Source organism: Vibrio sp. 10N.261.51.A3, assembly GCF_041471965.1.
Lineage (GTDB): Bacteria > Pseudomonadota > Gammaproteobacteria > Enterobacterales > Vibrionaceae > Vibrio > Vibrio crassostreae_C.
This window is the reverse complement of the sequence record NZ_JBFRPK010000005.1, coordinates 36610-56974: the sequence shown is the minus strand read 5'-3', so window position 1 is coordinate 56974 and position 20365 is coordinate 36610. Positions and strand designations below refer to the sequence as shown.

General features: G+C 44.2%; 19 protein-coding genes. 9 read left to right on the top strand and 10 right to left on the bottom strand.

Annotation, left to right across the window (positions count from 1 at the left end; translation table 11 throughout):
- Window positions 1-39 precede the first annotated feature (39 nt).
- From AB4371_RS01885 to nagA, 3 genes are all read right to left on the bottom strand, one after another.
- Window positions 40-1626, bottom strand: coding sequence for a cation:proton antiporter family protein (locus AB4371_RS01885; protein ID WP_102320163.1), 1587 nt, complete (start codon window positions 1624-1626; stop codon window positions 40-42).
- A gap of 83 nt (window positions 1627-1709) precedes the next feature.
- Entirely contained in the window at window positions 1710-2924 is a 1215-nt protein-coding gene (locus AB4371_RS01880; protein WP_017062194.1) for an ROK family protein, read from the bottom strand.
- Between the two features lie 2 nt (window positions 2925-2926).
- On the bottom strand, window positions 2927-4063 hold the full coding sequence (gene nagA / locus AB4371_RS01875; protein ID WP_017062193.1) for an N-acetylglucosamine-6-phosphate deacetylase: 1137 nt from the start codon (window positions 4061-4063) through the stop codon (window positions 2927-2929).
- Window positions 4064-4538: 475 nt separating this feature from the next.
- Here nagA and nagE point away from each other — a divergent pair, with 475 nt between their 5' ends.
- Together nagE and glnS are read left to right on the top strand one after the other, a co-directional pair.
- Window positions 4539-6089, top strand: a complete 1551-nt coding sequence (nagE, locus tag AB4371_RS01870) for an N-acetylglucosamine-specific PTS transporter subunit IIBC (RefSeq protein ID WP_032546287.1) — start codon at window positions 4539-4541, stop codon at window positions 6087-6089.
- 299 nt (window positions 6090-6388) lie between these two features.
- Window positions 6389-8056 (top strand): glutamine--tRNA ligase, encoded by a 1668-nt coding sequence (glnS, locus tag AB4371_RS01865; protein ID WP_017063407.1) that lies wholly within the window; start codon window positions 6389-6391, stop codon window positions 8054-8056.
- Window positions 8057-8188: 132 nt separating this feature from the next.
- Here glnS and AB4371_RS01860 read toward each other — a convergent pair whose 3' ends face one another.
- Both AB4371_RS01860 and fcrX read right to left on the bottom strand, forming a co-directional pair.
- Window positions 8189-8806 carry a prepilin-type N-terminal cleavage/methylation domain-containing protein gene (locus AB4371_RS01860; RefSeq protein WP_032547229.1) on the bottom strand — a complete coding sequence of 206 codons (618 nt, stop codon included), beginning with the start codon at window positions 8804-8806 and terminating at the stop codon, window positions 8189-8191.
- A 57-nt stretch (window positions 8807-8863) separates the two neighbouring features.
- A complete protein-coding gene (fcrX, locus tag AB4371_RS01855) occupies window positions 8864-9310 on the bottom strand; it encodes a ferric iron uptake transcriptional regulator FcrX (protein WP_017061956.1) in 447 nt (148 codons plus the stop codon).
- 207 nt (window positions 9311-9517) lie between these two features.
- Here fcrX and AB4371_RS01850 point away from each other — a divergent pair, with 207 nt between their 5' ends.
- Entirely contained in the window at window positions 9518-10024 is a 507-nt protein-coding gene (locus tag AB4371_RS01850; RefSeq protein WP_017061955.1) for a DUF4442 domain-containing protein, read from the top strand.
- Between the two features lie 96 nt (window positions 10025-10120).
- On the opposite strand, the gene fldA is transcribed toward AB4371_RS01850, so the two are convergent.
- From fldA to AB4371_RS01835, 3 genes are all read right to left on the bottom strand, one after another.
- Window positions 10121-10654 carry a flavodoxin FldA gene (gene fldA, locus AB4371_RS01845; RefSeq protein WP_010436745.1) on the bottom strand — a complete coding sequence of 178 codons (534 nt, stop codon included), beginning with the start codon at window positions 10652-10654 and terminating at the stop codon, window positions 10121-10123.
- 58 nt (window positions 10655-10712) lie between these two features.
- Window positions 10713-10931, bottom strand: a complete 219-nt coding sequence (locus AB4371_RS01840) for a DUF2788 domain-containing protein (protein WP_004737900.1) — start codon at window positions 10929-10931, stop codon at window positions 10713-10715.
- 108 nt (window positions 10932-11039) lie between these two features.
- Window positions 11040-11801 carry an alpha/beta fold hydrolase gene (locus AB4371_RS01835; RefSeq protein WP_017061954.1) on the bottom strand — a complete coding sequence of 254 codons (762 nt, stop codon included), beginning with the start codon at window positions 11799-11801 and terminating at the stop codon, window positions 11040-11042.
- Window positions 11802-11894: 93 nt separating this feature from the next.
- Here AB4371_RS01835 and seqA point away from each other — a divergent pair, with 93 nt between their 5' ends.
- Both seqA and pgm read left to right on the top strand, forming a co-directional pair.
- Entirely contained in the window at window positions 11895-12434 is a 540-nt protein-coding gene (gene seqA, locus AB4371_RS01830) for a replication initiation negative regulator SeqA (protein WP_017061953.1), read from the top strand.
- Window positions 12435-12526: 92 nt separating this feature from the next.
- Window positions 12527-14173, top strand: coding sequence for a phosphoglucomutase (alpha-D-glucose-1,6-bisphosphate-dependent) (gene pgm, locus AB4371_RS01825; protein ID WP_061034159.1), 1647 nt, complete (start codon window positions 12527-12529; stop codon window positions 14171-14173).
- A gap of 118 nt (window positions 14174-14291) precedes the next feature.
- Here the strand turns inward: pgm and AB4371_RS01820 are convergent, their stop codons facing one another.
- On the bottom strand, window positions 14292-15050 hold the full coding sequence (locus AB4371_RS01820; protein ID WP_372105237.1) for a DUF1853 family protein: 759 nt from the start codon (window positions 15048-15050) through the stop codon (window positions 14292-14294).
- 90 nt (window positions 15051-15140) lie between these two features.
- Between AB4371_RS01820 and AB4371_RS01815 the strand changes: the two genes are divergently transcribed.
- On the top strand, window positions 15141-15899 hold the full coding sequence (locus AB4371_RS01815) for a Nif3-like dinuclear metal center hexameric protein (protein WP_102393257.1): 759 nt from the start codon (window positions 15141-15143) through the stop codon (window positions 15897-15899).
- 248 nt (window positions 15900-16147) lie between these two features.
- Here the strand turns inward: AB4371_RS01815 and AB4371_RS01810 are convergent, their stop codons facing one another.
- Window positions 16148-17437 (bottom strand): citrate synthase, encoded by a 1290-nt coding sequence (locus AB4371_RS01810; RefSeq protein ID WP_017061949.1) that lies wholly within the window; start codon window positions 17435-17437, stop codon window positions 16148-16150.
- A 417-nt stretch (window positions 17438-17854) separates the two neighbouring features.
- Here AB4371_RS01810 and sdhC point away from each other — a divergent pair, with 417 nt between their 5' ends.
- The 3 genes from sdhC to sdhA are packed head-to-tail and all read left to right on the top strand — an operon-like array spanning window position 17855 to window position 20355.
- The gene (gene sdhC, locus AB4371_RS01805) at window positions 17855-18247 is read left to right on the top strand and encodes a succinate dehydrogenase cytochrome b556 subunit (RefSeq protein ID WP_017061948.1); all 393 of its coding nucleotides are present in this window, start codon (window positions 17855-17857) and stop codon (window positions 18245-18247) included.
- Window positions 18241-18588 carry a succinate dehydrogenase, hydrophobic membrane anchor protein gene (gene sdhD / locus AB4371_RS01800; RefSeq protein WP_010436768.1) on the top strand — a complete coding sequence of 116 codons (348 nt, stop codon included), beginning with the start codon at window positions 18241-18243 and terminating at the stop codon, window positions 18586-18588. The genes sdhC and sdhD overlap by 7 nt, the downstream gene beginning before the upstream one ends.
- Window positions 18589-20355 (top strand): succinate dehydrogenase flavoprotein subunit, encoded by a 1767-nt coding sequence (gene sdhA / locus AB4371_RS01795; protein WP_050647360.1) that lies wholly within the window; start codon window positions 18589-18591, stop codon window positions 20353-20355. It abuts the gene before it with no gap.
- The last annotated feature ends 10 nt before the right edge of the window (window positions 20356-20365 follow it).

The following is a 20365-nucleotide window of genomic DNA, read 5'->3' as shown; positions in this document are numbered from 1 at the left end:
TTGGCAGTTTTGAGAGGTTTAGTTGAACACTGTCTAATACTAGATTTTATTGATATTTGGATTTAACTGTTCGCAAACGTGGCGAGCAAAACCACTACCAGCCTCGCTGTAAATGTTAAATGCCGCATCAACGCCATTCTCTTTCAGTGTTTCGAGTTGATCGGGATATTCAGCAATAGCCGCAATTTGGCCTTTAAAGTTACGTGACTTTAATTGTTCTAAAGCGGTTTGATTACCTTGGTGGTGAGGCATTGCCAAAATCACCAGCTTTACGTTTGCTGTATCTAGAATTCGCTCCCAGAAATCTGGGTCAGTCGCGTCGCCAGAAATCACGTTTCTGCCTTGGCTTCTGTGGTTGTGCGCGGCTTCTTCACGCACTTCTACACCTAGGCTGACCTTGCCATAGCGAGTACGTAATTCGTCATAAGCACCGGTACCAATTCGGCCCATACCTAGAATAAGCACTTGGGCACGACCAGGGTCAATTCGCTTATCACGTCGGTGAAGCTTTTCTGACGCATGCTCTTTTAGCCATTTACCTGACTGCTGATAAAGCTTATGACCAGCTCGGTTTAAAGGAGCAGCGATTAGAAAAGACAGTGAAACTGCAATGGCAACGGCAACTAAGATATCACCCGACATCCAACCCATCTTGAAGGCGAGACCACCAACGATGAGGCCAAACTCGCTATAGTTAAACAGTGATAGCGAGGCAAGTAGAGACGTTCGAACACGGAACTTGAAGCGGTTGAGTACCAAGAAGTAGAGAACACCTTTCACTGGCAGCATCAGCAAGAACAAGATTGCGAGCATAAAGCCTTGAATGGTTGGTTGCTCTGACAGACCAATATTCAAGAAGAAACAGACAAGGAAAAGTTCTTTAAGGTTAAACAGCGACTTTGATAATTCTGAGGCTTTTGGGTGACCAGCAAGTAACATACCTAGAACAAGAGCCCCCAAATCTGGTTTCACACCAACCAAATGGAATAAACCAGCACCGACGACTAATGCGAAGAAGATGCCGGAAAGAACCAGCATCTCACCGTGACCAACCCAATCGAGCACTTTGTAGAACAGTGGGCGTAATAAGGGTAGGGCAAACAGAGCAATTGCATACCACTCAGGTATTTTGCCCGTAGAAGCCGTTAAGAATACTACGGCGAAGATATCCTGCATGACCAAGATACCAATCGCTAACGTTCCGTAGGTCGCATTCATTTCGCCTTTCTCTTGCAGAGTCTTAACCGCAAATACAGTACTAGAGAATGAAAGAGCAAAACCGAGCAGAACGATCTGTTCTACCGACATGGCAGCTAGCGATGAAATACCTAAGAACTTAAAGCCAAACAGGGCGACGGCGAAAAACAGAGTGGACAAAAGGTTGTGGATTGTCGCGCCAGCCCAGATCTCTTTAGAGAATAGGGTTTTGATATCGAGCTTTAAGCCGATAGTAAATAGAAGCAGCGTGACACCAAGGTCAGCTAAAGTAATGATGGTGTCATTGGTTTCAAAGCCAAAGGCAAAAAGCCCAAAGCCTGCAACCAAAAAACCAACTAATGGGGGAAGGTGACACTTTAAAGCAATAAATCCTGCGATAAACGCAGTGGATATTAATATAAGTTCCATAACTTGTTGTTGTAGTTCCCTAGCTTAAAAAAACGGGCCGTGTTTATACAAACACGGCCCGCGGAAAATCAGAATTGTTTTCTCTAGTCTTCGAGAAGCTTCTGCAGTAACACGCCGTTAAGCATGGCGCGCTTAATCATAGCAAAAGCTCCCATCGTAGGATGTTTATCGATCTGTGATGCTACAATAGGCAGGCCGCTATGGAAAGTCGTTAACGACTGATTCTCTACATTGCGCTTAATTGCAGGAAAAACAATCTCTTGTGCCTTGGTAATATCACCAGCAATGATAACTTTTTGAGGGTTAAATAAGTTAATCGTCATCGCGATAGCCTTACCTAACTGGTTTCCTACTCGAACTAAGCTTTGCTTGGCTAGCTCATCACCATTAATCGCGTGGTCACAAACGTCTTGAATCGTAATATGCTCAAGCTCTGTTAAAGAAGACTCATAGCCTTGTTTAATCAGCTTCTGCACGCGTTCAACGATAGCTGGGTTTGCCGCTACTGTTTCAAGACAGCCGAAGTTACCACATTGGCATTGCTCGCCTAGCGGATCAATTTGGATATGACCAATTTCACCCACATTACGGTTATGACCTAGGAAAACCTGACCATTAACGATAATACCTGCACCTGTACCACGGTGAACACTGACCAAAATAGAATCTTGGCTATCTTTACTTGCACCGAAGTAGTGCTCAGCAAGCGCCATTCCACGAACATCGTTACCAACAAAACAAGCAACATGGAATGTATCGCGAATAATGTCGCTTAATGCGAGGTTATCGATGTCGGTATTCGGCATGTACTCAACAACACCGGTCGTTGGGTTAACCAAGCCTGGAAGCGTGACACCAATAGCAATCAGTTGATCGATCTTTGGTTGATGCTCAGCAATGAAAGCTTTGAGGTTATTGACCAAGCCTTGGGTAAGGTCTGATTGGTCTGAATAATTCAGGTCTTGCTGTTGGAAAGCCAATTCACGACCACCAAGGTCATGCAGGCTTATTTGAATGTAGTCTCGACCCAAACGCACAGCAACAGAATGAAAAGGCTCTACTTCTGTGGTTAGGGAGATAGCGCGTCTACCGCCAGTAGACGCTTGCTGCGCAACCTCTTTAATTAGGCCGCGCTCTAAAAGTTGGCGGGTAATTTTTGTAACACTTGCCGGTGCGAGTTGGCTTACATCAGCCACTTGTATACGACTGATAGGCCCCTGTTGGTCTATAAGTCGGTATACCGCCGCACTGTTTAGTTGTTTAACTAAGTCTACGTTACCTATTTGTCCGCCATTCATACTTAATTGTGCTCGTATTGTCCGTTAACAACAGTCGCTTTAACGTTAAAGTCTCGGTCAAATACAGCTAGGTTTGCAACCATGCCTTTTTTGATTCGACCTAGCTTGCTTTCTACACCGATAGCCGTAGCTGGGTATAGCGTAGCCATGCGAAGAGCTTCGTCTAAAGCGATACCAGCGTGCTCAACTGTATTCTGAACTGCTTCAATCATAGTCAGAGCTGAGCCGCCCAGTGTGCCGTTTTCATCAACACACTTACCATCACGGTAATATACTTTCTTACCGACAAAAATAAAGTATTCCATGTCAGCACCTGCAGGAGCTGTGGCATCCGTCACTAATACCAACTTTTCTCCCTTGATTTTATGCGCAATTCTGATGTTTGCGTAATCAACGTGGAAGCCGTCGGCAATAATGCCAGCGTAAACCTCAGGAGTATCGTAAATCGCGCCAACAACGCCAGGCTCACGACCAACCATCGGCGTCATTGCATTGAACAGGTGAGTGGCGAACGTGATACCAGATTCGAAACCTTGACGCGCTTCTGCGTAAGTTGCGTTGGTGTGGCCGATAGAAACGACAACGCCAGCTTTGTGCAGGCGTTCGATGTGTTCAGGGTCGTTAAGCTCTGGAGCCAATGTTACTTTTGCAACAAGGTCACGGTTCTCACAGATAAGCTCAATCATTTCGTTGTCAGATTTACGAATGTGATCGACGCTATGGATGCCTTTTTTCGCAACGTTTAGGTAAGGGCCTTCAAGGTGCAGACCTAAAGATTGGTTTTGGTACTGGTTATGGTATTCACGAGCTGCCGTAATAACCGCACGCATATCTTCGTCTGAAGAGGTGATAAGCGTTGGTAGGAAGCTAGTACAGCCAGATTTCAGGTTTGCTTTGTGCATGATCTGCATGGTTTCTGCAGTGATCTCATCGTTAAGCATTACACCGCCACAACCATTCAGTTGTAGGTCAATGAAACCTGGGCTTAGGTTTGCTCCGTCTAGGTCGCGAAGCTCGATTCCTTCTGGCAATTCAGAGATAGGACAGACTTTTTTGATCAGTTCGTTTTCGATTACAACAGCATGATCGGTTAGAACATCACTACCAGTGTAAATTTTACAGTTACTTAGCGCGTACATAGTCAGCTAATCCTTATTTCGTGAGATCTTTTAAATTCGTTCGTTACCTAAATGCGGACTTAGTTTGCGAGCATCATTTACGTAACGATTTATCTTTTATGGGCAAACGGCTTCAAAATGAGAAGCGATTTAAGTTGTTGAAAAAAATATGAATAATTGATTTTTATTATACATTTAGGTCCATCAATAATGATTATTCACGGTGCTCTATAAGCCCGGAGTTACCATCTTTTTGCCTAATGATTAGATTTGGATTTTATCCATAAATGTTCGTTTTTTTTAATGATAAAATAAGTTTTATGATCTCGCTAGCAAAAACCTCTGGATTTGGTAAAAACTGGTGATTAGGATCACAAATGGTAAGGTTTTAATTTGCGGAGCAAAATTAATTGAATACACTGAATAGGACTAAATTGAGCGACTAAAATAAGTTTCTCAAACGAATTCTAAAAAATCCTATAGGGGGAAACAACTGGTGAATATTCTAGGATATGCGCAGAAGCTTGGTAAGGCGTTAATGCTACCAATCGCAACGCTTCCGATTGCGGCATTGCTGCTACGTCTGGGTCAACCAGACTTACTCGATATCGCATTCATGGCATCTGCTGGTAACGCAATCTTCAGTCAACTACCATTATTGTTTGGTTTGGGTATAGCTATTGGTCTTTCTAAAGACGGTAACGGCGCAGCAGGTCTTGCTGGTGCAGTTGCTTACTTTGTTCTGACAGCAACCGCAACAAACATCGATGCTAGTGTAAATATGTCATTCTTCGGCGGTATCTTTGCAGGTATCATCGCAGGTCACTCTTACAATGCATTCCACGCGACTCGTCTTCCAGAGTGGCTAGCATTCTTCTCTGGCAAACGTCTAGTTCCTATTATGGCTGGTCTATTTGCTCTAGTTGCTGGCGCAATCTTTGGTGTTGTATGGCCTGCTGTTCAATCTGGTCTAGATGCACTTGCTCACGCAGTTTCAACGTCTGGCGCTATCGGTCAATTTGTTTACGGTACTCTTAACCGTGCACTTATCCCAGTAGGTCTACACCATGTACTGAACTCGTACTTCTGGTTCGGTATGGGCTCTTGTCAAGAGATCGTAGTTGCTGCAGAAGGCTTCTCTCAACTTTGTGTTGACCCTGCACTAGCTAAAACTTTAGTTGTTGGTCAAGAGTACACATTTGAATTTGCTAACTCAGTTAACCCAGAAATTGTTGCAACTGTTAAAGAAGTAACTGAAACAGTTAAATCTGGCGACCTACACCGTTTCTTCGGCGGCGATAAAGGCGCTGGCGTATTCATGAACGGTTTCTTCCCAGTAATGATGTTCGGTCTACCAGGTGCTGCACTTGCAATGTACCTAGCTGCTCCTGCTGAAAAACGTAGCCAAGTTGGTGGCGCACTATTCTCAGTTGCATTCTGTTCATTCCTAACAGGTATCACAGAGCCGCTAGAATTCATGTTCGTATTCCTAGCTCCTGCTCTATACGCAATGCACGCTGTATTTACAGGTTTGTCTCTAGTAGTTGCTAACATGTTTGGTACTCTGCACGGTTTCGGTTTCTCTGCTGGTCTTATCGACTTCGTATTGAACTGGGGTCTAGCAACTAAACCATTCGTACTACTACTAATCGGTCTTGGCTTCGGTGCTCTATACTTCTTCACTTTCTCTTTCGCAATCCGCGCTTTCAACTTGAAATCGCCAGGTCGTGAAGATGATGACGAAGCTGTTGCAGCTCCTGCTGGCGACGCACCAAAGGGCGACCTTGCACGTCAATACCTGAAAGCTCTAGGTGGTCACGACAACCTAACTTCAATCGACGCTTGTATCACTCGTCTACGTCTAACTCTTAAAGACCGCTCTGTTGCAGATGAAGTTGTTCTTAAGAAACTTGGTGCTAAAGGTGTGGTTAAACTAGGTGAAAACAACCTACAGGTTATCCTAGGCCCACTAGCTGAAATCGTAGCTGGCGAAATGAAAGCTATTGGTGCAGGCGAAGACCTATCTGATGTAAAACTTCCACAGTAAGGGAAGTACTTAGTTAAGACGTAAAGTTACTCTTAAGTAAGTGTCAAATTGAAAGCCTCCCACACGGGAGGCTTTTTTGTGCCTGCAGTTTAAGACCAGCGAACACGGTTCGTTCTATTCTTCATCGAATAGCAGAAATAATCGCAATTAACGGACGGTTCTTATTGTGCAAAGGCTAAGAATTGTGGATGATTAGCAACAATGATCTTTCTATCTTTGACTGGCGCCATAAGCGACCGTTTTCTTGGGGACGAAAGATAACTTTCTCTGACAATACTAAATACATAGAGGTGCTATAGATGAGTGAAGCTGAGGCTCGTCCATCGAATTTCATTCGCCAAATTATTGATAAAGATTTAGCGGATGGTACACACAGTAGCGTGCATACTCGTTTCCCGCCGGAGCCAAATGGCTACCTGCACATTGGTCACGCTAAATCTATTTGCTTGAACTTTGGTATTGCTCAGGACTACCAGGGACAATGTAATCTTCGTTTCGATGATACAAACCCTGAAAAAGAAGACGTTGAATACGTTGAGTCAATTAAGAATGATGTAAGCTGGTTAGGCTTCGAATGGTCTGGTGATATTTGCTACTCATCAAACTACTTCGATACGCTTTACGCTTATGCTGTGGAATTAATTAATAAAGGCTTAGCGTATGTTGACGAGCTAAGTCCTGATCAAATCCGTGAGTACCGTGGCACGCTAAAAGAGCCAGGTAAAGCGAGCCCATACCGTGACCGCAGCCCAGAAGAGAACCTAGCGTTGTTTGAAAAAATGCGTGACGGTGGCTTCGAAGAAGGTAAAGCGTGTCTACGTGCTAAGATCGACATGAGCTCTTCGTTCATGGTTATGCGCGATCCTGTTATCTACCGTGTTCGTTTTGCTCACCACCATCAAACGGCTGACAAGTGGTGCATTTACCCAATGTACGACTTTACTCACTGTATCTCTGATGCGTTGGAAGGTATTACGCACTCTATCTGTACGCTTGAATTCCAAGATAACCGTCGTTTGTACGATTGGGTTCTAGATAACATCACGATTGACTGCCAACCTCGTCAGTACGAGTTTAGCCGCCTGAATCTTGAATATACAGTGATGTCTAAGCGTAAGCTGAACCAACTTGTGGTTGAAAACCTAGTTCAAGGTTGGGATGACCCACGCATGCCTACTATTTCTGGCCTACGTCGTCGTGGTTTTACTTCAAGCTCGATTCGTGAATTCTGTAAGCGTATTGGTGTAACTAAGCAAGAGAACATGATTGAGTTCGGTTCACTTGAATCTTGCATCCGTGATGATCTGAACGAAAATGCACCTCGTGCAATGGCTGTTCTGGATCCAGTTAAGATCGTTATCGAAAACTACGAAGCAGATACAGTAGAAACGTTAACGGTTGCAAATCACCCAAACAAGCCAGAAATGGGCACTCGTGAAGTACCATTTACACGCGAAGTTTGGATCGAACGTGACGACTTCCGTGAAGAAGCAAACAAAAAGTACAAGCGTTTGGTTCTAGGTAAAGAAGTTCGCCTGCGTGGTGCTTACGTGATCAAAGCTGAACGTATCGAAAAAGATGCAGAAGGCAACATTACGACTATCTTCTGTTCTTACGACAATGAAACATTGGGTAAGAACCCTGCAGATGGCCGCAAAGTGAAAGGCGTTATCCACTGGGTATCTGCTGATAAAGCACTGCCTGCTGAGATTCGTTTGTACGATCGTCTATTCACAGTGCCAAACCCAGCCGCTGCTGATGACTTCGCTGCAACGCTAAACCCTGAATCTCTTGTTACGCTAAATGGTTTTGTTGAACCTAGCTTAGCAGAAGGTGTGGCAGAGCAAGCGTACCAGTTTGAACGTACAGGTTACTTCTGTGTGGATTCGAAAGACTCTAAAGCAGATGCACTAGTCTTCAACCGCACGGTTGGTCTACGTGACACATGGGGTAAAACTGAAGCTTAATGCTTGAGTATTTAGTTTGTTAAAAACGACCCAATAAAAAACCGGCTTAGAGCCGGTTTTTTTGTGTCTTAAATTTGATTACCAAGGTGTTTCTAGTGACCAACTAGCGTTTTAAGCACTAGAGCCAGAGTTTTAGGGATTATTAGGGTCTTGTTGGGTTACTTCACCCGTGCGTGAGTTGTACCAGAAAACATAACCTGCATTACCAGGATCGCTGTCGAAATCGACTCCAGTGTAGATGAAGTAGCAAAGCGCGAGTTTGTTTTGAGGAGTACCGTCTTTGGCAACAAAACTATGGTTTTGACGGCGGGTAATAAAATCAAAATTGTTGGACTGGTTCGGGTCTGTAGTAGCGGTCAGGTCGGTTGTCATAATGGCATTCCATATTGACACACACCCTTGGTCACCTTGACCTATGTTGTAAGGCTGCCCCATAGGGTTGCCTTTATCGACGCCGAGTGGATAGCCGACGTCATTTATGTCCAATTGAGCATTGCCGTCTCCGTCTTCCCCAAAACCTGGCATGTCATTCATTTCAGCGTTGCCGCCGCCGCTGACCAGCCATTTACTGTGAGCAAACGTGATCGCAGTTTGAAATTGAGATTGAGCAGCGTCAAACAGAGCGATACGGCCATCGGTTTGAATGTTAAGAAAACGGGGAAGGGCAACAATAGCAAGCACTGCAATAATCACTACAACAACCAACATCTCAATTAAAGTAAAAGCCTTAACTAGCGGGATTCTTTTCATGGATACTTTATGATGCCCTATATAAAAAACGCCGGCCTAAGCCAGCGTTCTGTATTACTACTTCGCTTTATGCGCGTCTGGATTGCCTTTGCAATCTCCGTTAATGCTTTTGCCGTACAAGTACAAACTGTGGTTTGTTAGTTGCACGTTGTAACGCTGAGCAATCTCTTTCTGTCTTTCTTCGATGATGTCATCAGAGAATTCGATCACTTCGCCACAATCTAAACATACAAGGTGGTCGTGGTGGTGCTGTGTAGAAAGTTCAAATACAGACTTGCCGCCTTCGAAGTGGTGACGAGTTACAATGCCAGCGTCATCGAATTGGTTAAGTACTCGATAAACGGTTGCAAGACCGATTTCTTCACCTAGGTCGATCAGCTTCTTATATAAATCTTCAGCACTAATATGTTGGCAGTCTGGCTGTTGTAATACTTCTAAAATTTTGAGCCGTGGAAGGGTCACTTTAAGACCTGCATCTTTTAGCGCTTGATTATTGTCTGACATATACTTTCCTGTTGATGATCTGCAGCAATTAACAGAATTCAATATTAATACCATTATAGTTTAGTCAGGCATAACAATAAACCACGAACTTCAAAGGGTTACTTACTGACATCACAATCTGTTTTGTAAATTGGAAGTATCTCACTTATAGTGGAGGTACGACCAGTCAAGGTGACGGTGTTTCTGATATGAACATGGAATGTTGTTATGAATAAGCAACTCGCAAAAATATATAAACCCAACATTGTAAAATTTGCTCTTAATATTTGGCCTCCCTTTTGGGGAGCGGGTATTCGAATAGCCCACATTAGCACTGACTTTAGGGTTGTTAAGACAGTACTTAAGCTACGCTGGTGGAATAAGAACGCCAATCGTACTCAATATGGCGGCAGTATCTTTTCTCTTACCGATCCCGTTTACTCATTGATGTTAATGGGAATTTTAGGTGAACGATATTATGTTTGGGATAAAGAAGCGAGCATTAACTTCATCAAGCCGGGGCAATCGGACTTGTATGCAGATTTTGAGATAAGGCAAGGGCAGCTTGACGATATCTATCGTCAGACGCAACTCGGTGAAAAGTGCTTCCCCGAATTTATTATTCACGTGAAAGATAAGCAGGGTAATGTGGTTTCAGAAATTCAACGCACCCTCTATGTAAGAAAGAAGCCGCAATTTAGAGATGATGATGAAGCATTAGAGGCTGAGTGCTAATTAATAGATTTTAAATAGCAAAAAACCTCCTATAAGGAGGTTTTTTCATATCTACATAATGGTTATTAACTGTAACAATTAACAACCACTAGAGAATTAGTCTTCTAGCTCTGCTAGGCACATCTCTTCGTGGATTTGTTTAACCCAGTTAGATACGCGCTCATCAGTTAGCTCAGGTTGACGGTCTTCATCGATACATAGACCAACGAATTGGCTGTCATCGCCTTCAACTAAACCTTTCGATGCTTCGAATTCGTAGCCTTCAGTTGATGTGTGACCTAGGATAGTACCGCCTTTCGCTTCAACGATGTCACGGATAGTACCCATAGCATCACAGAAGTATTCTGCGTAATCTTCTTGGTCGCCACAACCAAAGATAGCAACAAGCTTAGTTGAGAAATCAATAGCTTCTAGCTCTGGGAAAAAGTCATCCCAATCACATTGTGCTTCGCCGTAGTACCACGTAGGGATACCAAGCAGCAGTAGATCGAAGTTATCGATATCTTCTTTGCTGCTTTTTGCAATGTCTTGAACGTGAACGAGCTGTTTGCTCAATTGCTTTTGAATCATCTTAGCAACAGCTTCAGTGTTACCTGTATCGCTACCAAAGAAGAGACCTACACTTGCCATAGAATCATTACCTTTCATTTTGTCTGTTGTCGGTGTAATAAAGTTCGGAAGAGAATCGTTAGATCCCAGTTCCTTCCCAGCTTAGTTGGATTATCCCTTTGGCGATAAAACCCGCACAGCCAAGGAAAAGTACTAACCATACGATGCGACGACCAAATGGAGGAACATTTCCCTGCTTGAGAACGTCCTTAATTGCCATACCGATTAAAAAGAAAATCGCGGCAAACAGGAGATCTAAACCAACAGATTCGATGATGTTCATGTAGTCGTAAAGCATGGGAACCTTATATACCAATTTTGCTTGGGCGCACTATATCACTGTTGTGAGATAAAGTTAATCTGCAGTAATTACACAGCTCTCATTTATCTGCACGAAAAAGCGCAGTTAAGCGATGAATTTTCTAATTGCTCTAAGTACTTCTGCTGGTTTTTCAGCATGCAGCCAGTGACCTGTGTTGGCAATGACATGCGCTTTTGCGTTAGAAAATTGCTGCTGAACGGCTGCTTGATGTTCTGCGGTGAGGTAATCTGAATCCCCACCTTTAATGAGCAAGGTTTTGACCGAGGTTTTCTCGATCGGTTCCCAACCAATAATATGTGGGTAGTTGCTCAATAACGAAGCAACATTGAAGCGCCATTCCATGATGCCTTGCTCTGTTTTGAACAAAGATTTGGTTAAAAACTGGCGAACGCCATCGATCTCGATATGTTTTGCGAGAACCTTGAGTGCATCTGAGCGTGAAGTCGGCTCTTCTTCTATCACGGCTTGCAGGCCTGCGAATACGTTGTCGTGGCGACTCTGAGTGTACGCGACCGGAGCCATATCCAAGACAATCAATTTATGCAGCGCAAGATGTTGTGTCAGTGCCATCGCTACTTTGCCACCCATCGAGTGACCAATCACAGTGACGTCTTCTGACTTAAGATCATGCAGCAGTTGAGCCACGTCTTGTGCCATCGCTTGATAGTTATGAGTGTCACTATGGAAGGATTGACCGTGGTTGCGGAGATCGATACTAAGTACCTGATGATCGGCTTTTAGATCCCTAGCGAGCAAGCCAAGGTTGTCCAGATTACCGAATAATCCATGGATCAAAACAATGGTGTGACCCTCACCTTCAATTTTATAGTTGAGCTGTACTGACATTTTTATCTTATTCATGGTGGGTTTGACGTAGAGTATCCGCGCGGATCTCGCTATAATCCCCCAGAGTTTAAACATTGAGATTGTGAAAAGCGAATGAAAACAATTGAGGTTGATGAGGACCTATACCGTTTTATTGCGGGTCAGACAGAACGTATTGGCGAAAGCGCTTCAGATATTCTGCGCCGCTTGTTACAGGTTGATAGCCAAGGCATGGCTCCGATCGAAGAGATCGTTGAGCCAAAAGGTATCGTTGTTAGCAAAGAGGTAGGCTTTACTCCAGAGAAGTTCGATGGCGTTAAAGAAATGCGCTCACTACTAATATCAGATGAGTTTGCATCACTAAAGAAAGCCATTGATCGTTTCATGCTTGTGTTATCAACACTGCATAAAATCGACCCTTTAAGCTTTTCAGAAGCAACTCAAGTAAAAGGCCGTAAGCGCGTTTACTTTGCAGATAACGAAGCGACGTTGCTAGCAAACGGCAACACGACTAAGCCTAAAGCTATTCCACAAAGTCCTTTTTGGGTTATTACTAATAACAATACAAGCCGAAAAAGACAGATGGTTGAGCAGCTTATGAGCCGCATGAATTTCCAAGCAGAATTGATAGAAAAAGTAACAGGTTCAATTTAACGAAATCTGATTTAAACCTCATAATATCCATGGATAAGAAGATATTATGAGGTTTTTTTGTTTTAAAATTTTATATATAAGGATGTCGAAAAATGGCTATGCACCCTCGTGCTGGGCAGAAAGCTCAGCAGGAAGATCTTCATAATATCCCGGCTTTAGTTGCTAACTATTTCTTACAGCAACCGGATGCTACGAACCCAGATCATAAAGTACTTTTCGGTACTTCAGGTCACCGCGGTACAGCAGACAAATCAACATTTAACGAAAACCACATTCTAGCAATTGCACAAGCGGTTGCTGAAGTTCGTGCCGAGCAAGGTACAACTGGCCCTCTTTTCTTAGGTAAAGATACTCACGCTCTATCTGAGCCTGCGTTCTCTACGGTTATCGAAGTGCTTGTAGCGAACGGTGTTGAAGTTATTATTCAAGAAAACAACGGCTTTACTCCAACACCTGGTATCTCGCACGCGATTCTTACGCACAACCTAGTGAATGACAAAAAAGCCGACGGCATTGTTATCACGCCTTCACATAACCCACCTCAAGACGGCGGTATTAAATACAACCCGACACACGGTGGCCCAGCTGAAGCTGAACTGACTCAAGCGATTGAAGACCGTGCGAACGTGATCATTGCTGAGCAAATGCAAGGTGTTAAGCGTACGCCTATCGCACAGGCTAAACAGTCTGAGCTAGTAAAAGAAGTTGACCTAGTCGCGCCATACGTCGCTGATTTGGTTAACGTCGTGGATATGGAAGCGATCCAGAAAGCAAACATCAAGATTGGTGTTGATCCACTGGGTGGCAGCGGTATTGATTACTGGCGTCAAATTGGTAAAGCGTACAATCTAGATCTTACTCTGGTAAGTGAAGCGGTTGACCCTTCATTCCAATTCATGTCTCTAGATAAAGATGGCGTAGTTCGTATGGACTGTTCTTCTCCATACGCAATGGCAGGTTTGCTTGCACTTAAAGATGAATACGCACTAGCGTTTGGTAACGACCCTGATTACGATCGCCACGGCATTGTTACGCCTAAAGGCCTAATGAACCCAAACCACTTCCTAGCGGTTTGTATCGATTACCTATACCGTAACCGTGAAGGTTGGGGTAAAGAGGTTGCTGTTGGTAAAACTTTGGTATCAAGCGCATTGATCGACCGTGTAGTAGCAGACTTAGGTCGTGAACTTTGTGAAGTGCCAGTTGGTTTCAAATGGTTCGTTGATGGCCTTTACAACGGTCAGTTTGGTTTTGGTGGTGAAGAGAGTGCAGGTGCATCTTTCTTACGTAAAGACGGTACGCCTTGGTCAACAGATAAAGATGGTCTAATTCTTTGCCTACTTGCGGCTGAGATCACAGCCGTTACAGGTAAGAACCCACAAGAGTACTACGAAGAGCTGGCTGCTAAACACGGTGAATCTAAGTACAACCGTATTCAAGCGGTAGCAAATGGCGCACAAAAAGACGTGCTGAAAAAGCTCTCTCCAGAGATGGTTTCTGCTGAAACGCTTGCTGGCGATGCGATTACTGCTCGTTTAACGCATGCTCCTGGTAATGGCGCTGCGATTGGTGGCCTTAAAGTGACAACTGAGAACGGTTGGTTCGCTGCTCGTCCATCAGGCACTGAAGACATCTACAAGATCTACTGTGAAAGCTTTAAAGGTGAAGAGCACCTAAAAGCAATCGAAGCAGAAGCTCAAGAGATTGTTAACCAAGTATTTGCCGCTGCAGGTCTATAATCGAGTACGATTCATAGAGTTATAAAGCAAATAATGGAAGGGTTGATGTGAAAGCATCAGCCCTTTTTTATTTGTCTGTGAGTAAGTGGCTAGACTAAGTCAGTTCATGACGAATGGATTAGCCGTGTGGCCAGCTTTGCGGCATCACAAACCAGAATTGACCAGACTTGGTTTGCCCATGAACGAAGCGATCACCAAATTCGGCGATGGGTTCACCGCTGAAATCATCCGTCCCTGCTGCCCATTGCTCTTTGGTGAGTGGATACAGTGGTTCACTGATTAAATGAGCCTGATCTTGATAGCACCAAAAGCCGTTTACTTGGCTTGAATTAATGTCATAGCCCAAGCATTTTGTCGGTATGTTTTGCTCTAAGAAAGGGTTGGTATATAGACGACCTTGCATCAGTAAGTGTTTTGAGTCGACATCGATTTCTGGATATTGCTCAACAAAGGCGGCAGAAGAGGACATTTCGAGTTGGTGGCTGAGCATCCTGTCGAGTTTCTTATCCAATTGGTCGTGAGAGTTGGGTCCAAACCATGTTTGTTCGTGGAGCAGATAAAACTTAATCGCCACTTCCCAATGTTCCAGCTTTTGGCTGCTCTCCTCTTTAAGAATAAAGTCGATTGCACCGAGAGTTCTGCCTTCCACATTGATCTGAATCTCGTCGTGCTTTATCGAGTAATTCGGTGAGGCAGCGATCACTTGCTCGCATAGATATTGGTAGAGGAAACCTAATCTAGGATTACCCTCATAAGTATGTGATGAGTCGATGGCATGGTTGCTAGAGAATGCACTGAGATCCGAAACCGGTGGCTTGATTTCTAGTAATGGCGGTGAGTCGATGACCCATTGGTAAAAACGTTGCAGTGCTGTCATCTCTTCCTCATAAACTCATCGTGGGGCTTTCGACATTCTACCCGTAAATTGATATAACGACGTTATTATAAAGGTAAGCTGGAAAGAAAAATGATTAACTTACAATTAGAAAAGCTACTTAACGAAAAACTGCAGCCACAGCAGATTAAAGATTACTGTCCTAATGGTCTTCAAGTTGAAGGCGCGACAGAAGTGAAGCGAATCGTTACTGGTGTAACAGCTTCTCAAGCCTTGATTGATAAAGCGGTAGAACTGAACGCAGACGCTTTGTTGGTTCATCACGGTTTCTTTTGGAAAGGTGAGTCAGAGGCAATTCGTGGCATGAAGGGCAAACGCATTCGCACTCTGATAAAGAATGACATTAACCTTTTGGGTTATCACTTACCTCTCGATATCCATCCTGAACTTGGTAACAACGCCAAACTCGCTGAACTGCTTGATATTGAAGTAGAAGGTGGCTTGGAAGGGCACCCACAATCGGTTGCTATGTTTGGTAGATTAAAGACACCGATGACCGGTGCTGAATTTGCAGCAAAAATCGATCAAGTGCTAAATCGCAAACCACTGCATATCGCTCCAGAAAATCAAGACAAAATGATAACGACCGTCGGTTGGTGTACTGGTGGTGGTCAAGACTACATTGAGCTAGCGGCTTCTCAAGGCATTGATGCTTTTATTTCTGGTGAAATTTCTGAGCGCACTACTTACTCAGCACGCGAGCAAGACATTCATTATTTTGCTGCTGGCCACCACGCGACTGAGCGATACGGTGTAAAAGCGTTAGGTGAATGGTTAGCGGAAGAACATGGCTTGGATGTTGAGTTTATTGATATCGATAACCCAGTTTAAGAGCAGATACGAGATAAGGGGTACGAGTCGAGTGTATGCGTCGTTCTCTAGAATTGAGCAGGTAACCTGTATAGTTTATCTGCTCGCTTAAGGAGATCCCCAACTCATTCGTCCCTCGTTCTTGGGGATGACGATATTATTTTATTCGTTCACTTCGCATTCTTGAGGATGACGGGGTTGAGAGCGTACAAAAGAAAAGGGGTTGATGTTCTCACATCAACCCCTTTTAACATTATGATTTATAGCAACTATTCACGTTCGTGAAGTGCTTTAAAGTCACGTTGTTCTTCACCAGTATATAGCTGACGAGGACGACCGATACGGTTCGTCGGATCGCTGTGCATTTCGTTCCAGTGAGCAATCCAACCGATGGTACGAGACATCGCGAAGATTACTGTAAACATAGATACTGGAATACCGATTGCTTTCAGAATGATACCTGAGTAGAAATCTACGTTCGGGTATAGCTTCTTAGAAACAAAGTACTCATCAGAAAGAGCGATACGCTCAAGTTCCATCGCCACGTCTAGTAATGGATCTTGGATGTTTAGCTCTTTAAGCACTTCGTGACACGCTTCGCGCATTACTGTTGCACGTGGGTCGTAGTTCTTGTAAACACGGTGACCGAAGCCCATCAAACGGAATGGGTCATCTTTGTCTTTTGCTTTCGCAACGTATTCTTCAATGTTATCTACGCTACCGATCTCTTCAAGCATGCGCAGACAAGCTTCGTTTGCACCGCCGTGAGCTGGGCCCCAAAGTGATGCGATACCTGCTGCGATACACGCAAACGGGTTAGCACCAGATGAACCAGCAAGACGCACTGTAGACGTAGAAGCGTTCTGTTCGTGGTCAGCATGTAGAGTGAAAATCTTATCCATTGCACGAGCAACGATAGGGTTCACTTCATACTCTTCACATGGGTTTGCAAACATCATGTGTAAGAAGTTTTCTGCGTAGCCTAGGTCGTTACGTGGGTAGATAAACGGCTGACCGATTGAATATTTGTAACACATTGCAGCCAGTGTTGGCATTTTTGAAATCAGGCGGTATGCCGCAATTTCACGGTGTGTATCGTTGTTGACATCAAGTGAGTCGTGGTAGAACGCCGCTAGAGCGCCTACAACACCACACATTACAGCCATAGGGTGAGCGTCACGACGGAAGCCGTGGAAGAAACTAGCGATTTGCTCGTGCACCATAGTGTGACGTGTCACGGTAGTCTTGAACTTTTCGTACTCAGCTCGAGATGGGGCTTCACCGTAAAGAAGTATGTAACATACTTCTAAGTAATCAGCGTTATTGGCAAGTTGGTCGATTGGATAACCACGATGTAAAAGAATGCCTTTTCCACCGTCAATAAAAGTGATTTGAGACTCACAGGATGCAGTGGCAAGAAAACCAGGGTCAAAAGTGAAAAAACCATTAGAACCTAGTGTACGAACATCGATCACTGGAGTACCAAGTACACCTTCTGTAATCGGCAGCTCGATTGGCGCTTGACCTTCAATGTGAAGGGTAGCTTTCTTATCCGCCATAACAATCTCCTTTGTTTATTATTTAATCCGTCCAGGATGTTTATGTGCCATTTTTTTACTGGTCTTACGTGGGAAAGTCAATTTTTCTGAAGCTTTGTGTGCACTTGTTAGTGTTTTTTACATTAAATTCGTTAAAAATCTGGTCTGTGTAGCATTATTTGTTACATCAATTGTATTAGAATGTTGCCAGTCGTATAGTGACGCTGAAAAGTTTGGTTAAAACCTTATAAATGCAAGGCTAAGAAGAAATGTGAGGTGTCTTTCTTAATCGAGCAGTTAACAATTATTTTACAATTATCTAAGGCTCAACTTCAGTTATTTGTTAAGTTAATGTTAAATTTTGAAGGTTTACAATCAAATTTTGTCCATAACAATATCATAAGGTTATTTAATGACCATAATGCTCAATGGAGCTGAGTGAGCAAGCCCGTGAAAGAAAGAAAGACAAGACCTGTTAATTTAGATTTACAGACCATCCACTTTCCAATCACAGCAATAGCTTCCATCCTACACCGTGTGTCTGGGGTGATAACTTTTGTCGCGATTGGAATTTTGCTTTGGTTACTATCCATTTCCCTCTCATCCCCAGTAGGCTTTGCCGAAGCTAGCGACATTGTCGATGGTTTCTTCGTGAAGTTTATTCTGTGGGGCATTTTAACCGCTTTGGCTTACCACATTGCTGGTGGTATTCGTCACCTTCTTATGGACCTTGGTCACTTTGAAGAGCTGGAATCTGGCGCGAAGAGCGCTAAGGTTGCATTCGCAGCAACAGCGGTATTGTCTCTACTAGCGGGGATCTTAGTATGGTAAACAACGTTTCTACTTTTGGTCGTAATGGTGTCCACGATTATCTATTGATTCGTGCTACTGCCATCATTATGACGCTTTACACTATCTACCTAGTTAGCTTTTGTGCTTTCTCTGGTGATATCTCTTACGCATCTTGGACGCAATTCTTTGGTGGAACCTTCACTAAAGTCTTCACCATGTTAGCGCTTACTTCTGTTTTGGTTCACGCGTGGATCGGCCTATGGCAAGTACTAACTGACTACATCAAATGCGCAAAACTGCGTGTTGGTCTTCAAGTCGGTGTTGTTGCAGTTCTTCTTGGATATTTCTTCTCTGGTCTGTTTATTTTGTGGGGTGCGTAAGTGACTATTCCTGTTCGTGAGTTTGATGCCGTAGTGATCGGCGCTGGTGGTGCAGGTATGCGTGCCGCACTGCAAATTTCTGAGCAAGGCCTTTCTTGTGCATTGCTTTCTAAAGTTTTCCCTACTCGTTCTCATACGGTTTCAGCGCAAGGCGGCATCACTGTTGCTCTTGGTAACGCGCATGAAGACCATTGGGAACAACATATGTATGACACAGTAAAAGGTTCTGATTACATCGGTGACCAAGACGCTATCGAATACATGTGTAAAAACGGTCCTGAGTCGGTAATCGAACTCGAAAAAATGGGCCTACCTTTCTCTCGTTTTGAGAACGGTACTATTTACCAGCGTCCTTTCGGTGGTCAATCTAAAAACTTTGGTGGTGAGCAAGCGGCTCGTACCGCAGCTGCAGCCGACCGTACTGGTCACGCTCTGCTTCACACGCTTTACCAACAAAACATTAAACACAAAACGACTGTTTTCTCTGAGTGGTATGCACTGGATCTTGTTAAGAACGAAGATGGTGCAATCTTAGGTACTACCGCGCTTTGTATGGAAACGGGCGAGGTTTGCTACTTCAAAGCGAAGGCAACAATCCTTGCTACCGGAGGTGCTGGTCGTATCTACGCATCAACAACCAATGCACATATTAATACTGGTGACGGTGTTGGTATGGCGATTCGTGCTGGCGTTCCTATGCAAGACATCGAAATGTGGCAGTTCCACCCAACGGGTATCGCTGGTGCAGGTGTATTGGTAACGGAAGGTTGTCGTGGTGAAGGTGGTTACCTTCTCAATAAAGACGGCGAACGCTTCATGGAACGTTACGCACCAAACGCTAAAGACTTAGCGGGTCGTGATGTTGTTGCTCGTTCAATGATGGTTGAAATTCGTGAAGGTCGTGGTTGCGATGGCCCTTGGGGTCCACATATTAAGCTTAAGCTTGATCACTTAGGTAAAGAGACGCTTGAATCTCGTCTTCCTGGTGTATGTGAACTTTCTCGTACCTTTGCTCACGTTGATCCAGTGAAAGAGCCAATCCCAGTAATCCCGACATGTCACTACATGATGGGTGGTGTTCCAACACAAGTTTCTGGTCAAGCTATTAAGCAAACCGAAGACGGCAGCGATGTTGAAATCCAAGGTCTCTTTGCTTGTGGTGAAATCGCATCAGTATCAGTACATGGTGCCAACCGTCTAGGTGGTAACTCACTGCTTGATTTGGTGGTATTTGGTCGTGCGACAGGTCTACACCTAGGTGAGACACTGAAGAAGCAAGGCGAAGCGAAACCTGCAACTGAAGCTGACATTGAGCGTTCACTAGAGCGTTACAACCGTTGGGAAAACAGCACAGACGGCGAAGATCCAGCGCAAATCCGTAAAGATCTTCAGCAATGTATGCAGAACAACTTCTCAGTATTCCGTGAAGGCAAAGCAATGGCTGAAGGCCTAGAAGAGCTAAAAGCGATTCGCGAGCGTCTGAAAAATGCACACCTATCTGATAAGTCTACAGAGTTCAACACTCAACGTATCGAGTGTCTAGAGCTTGAAAACTTGATGGAAACGGCATTCGCAACGGCTGTTGCTGCAAATTTCCGTACAGAGAGCCGTGGCGCACACGCTCGATTCGATTTCCCTGACCGTGATGATGAGCAATGGCTATGCCACTCACTTTACAACCCAGAGTCAGAGAGCATGACTAAGCGTGGTGTAAACATGGAACCTATCCATCGTGAAGCGTTCCCACCAAAAGCACGTACGTACTAAGGAGATATGA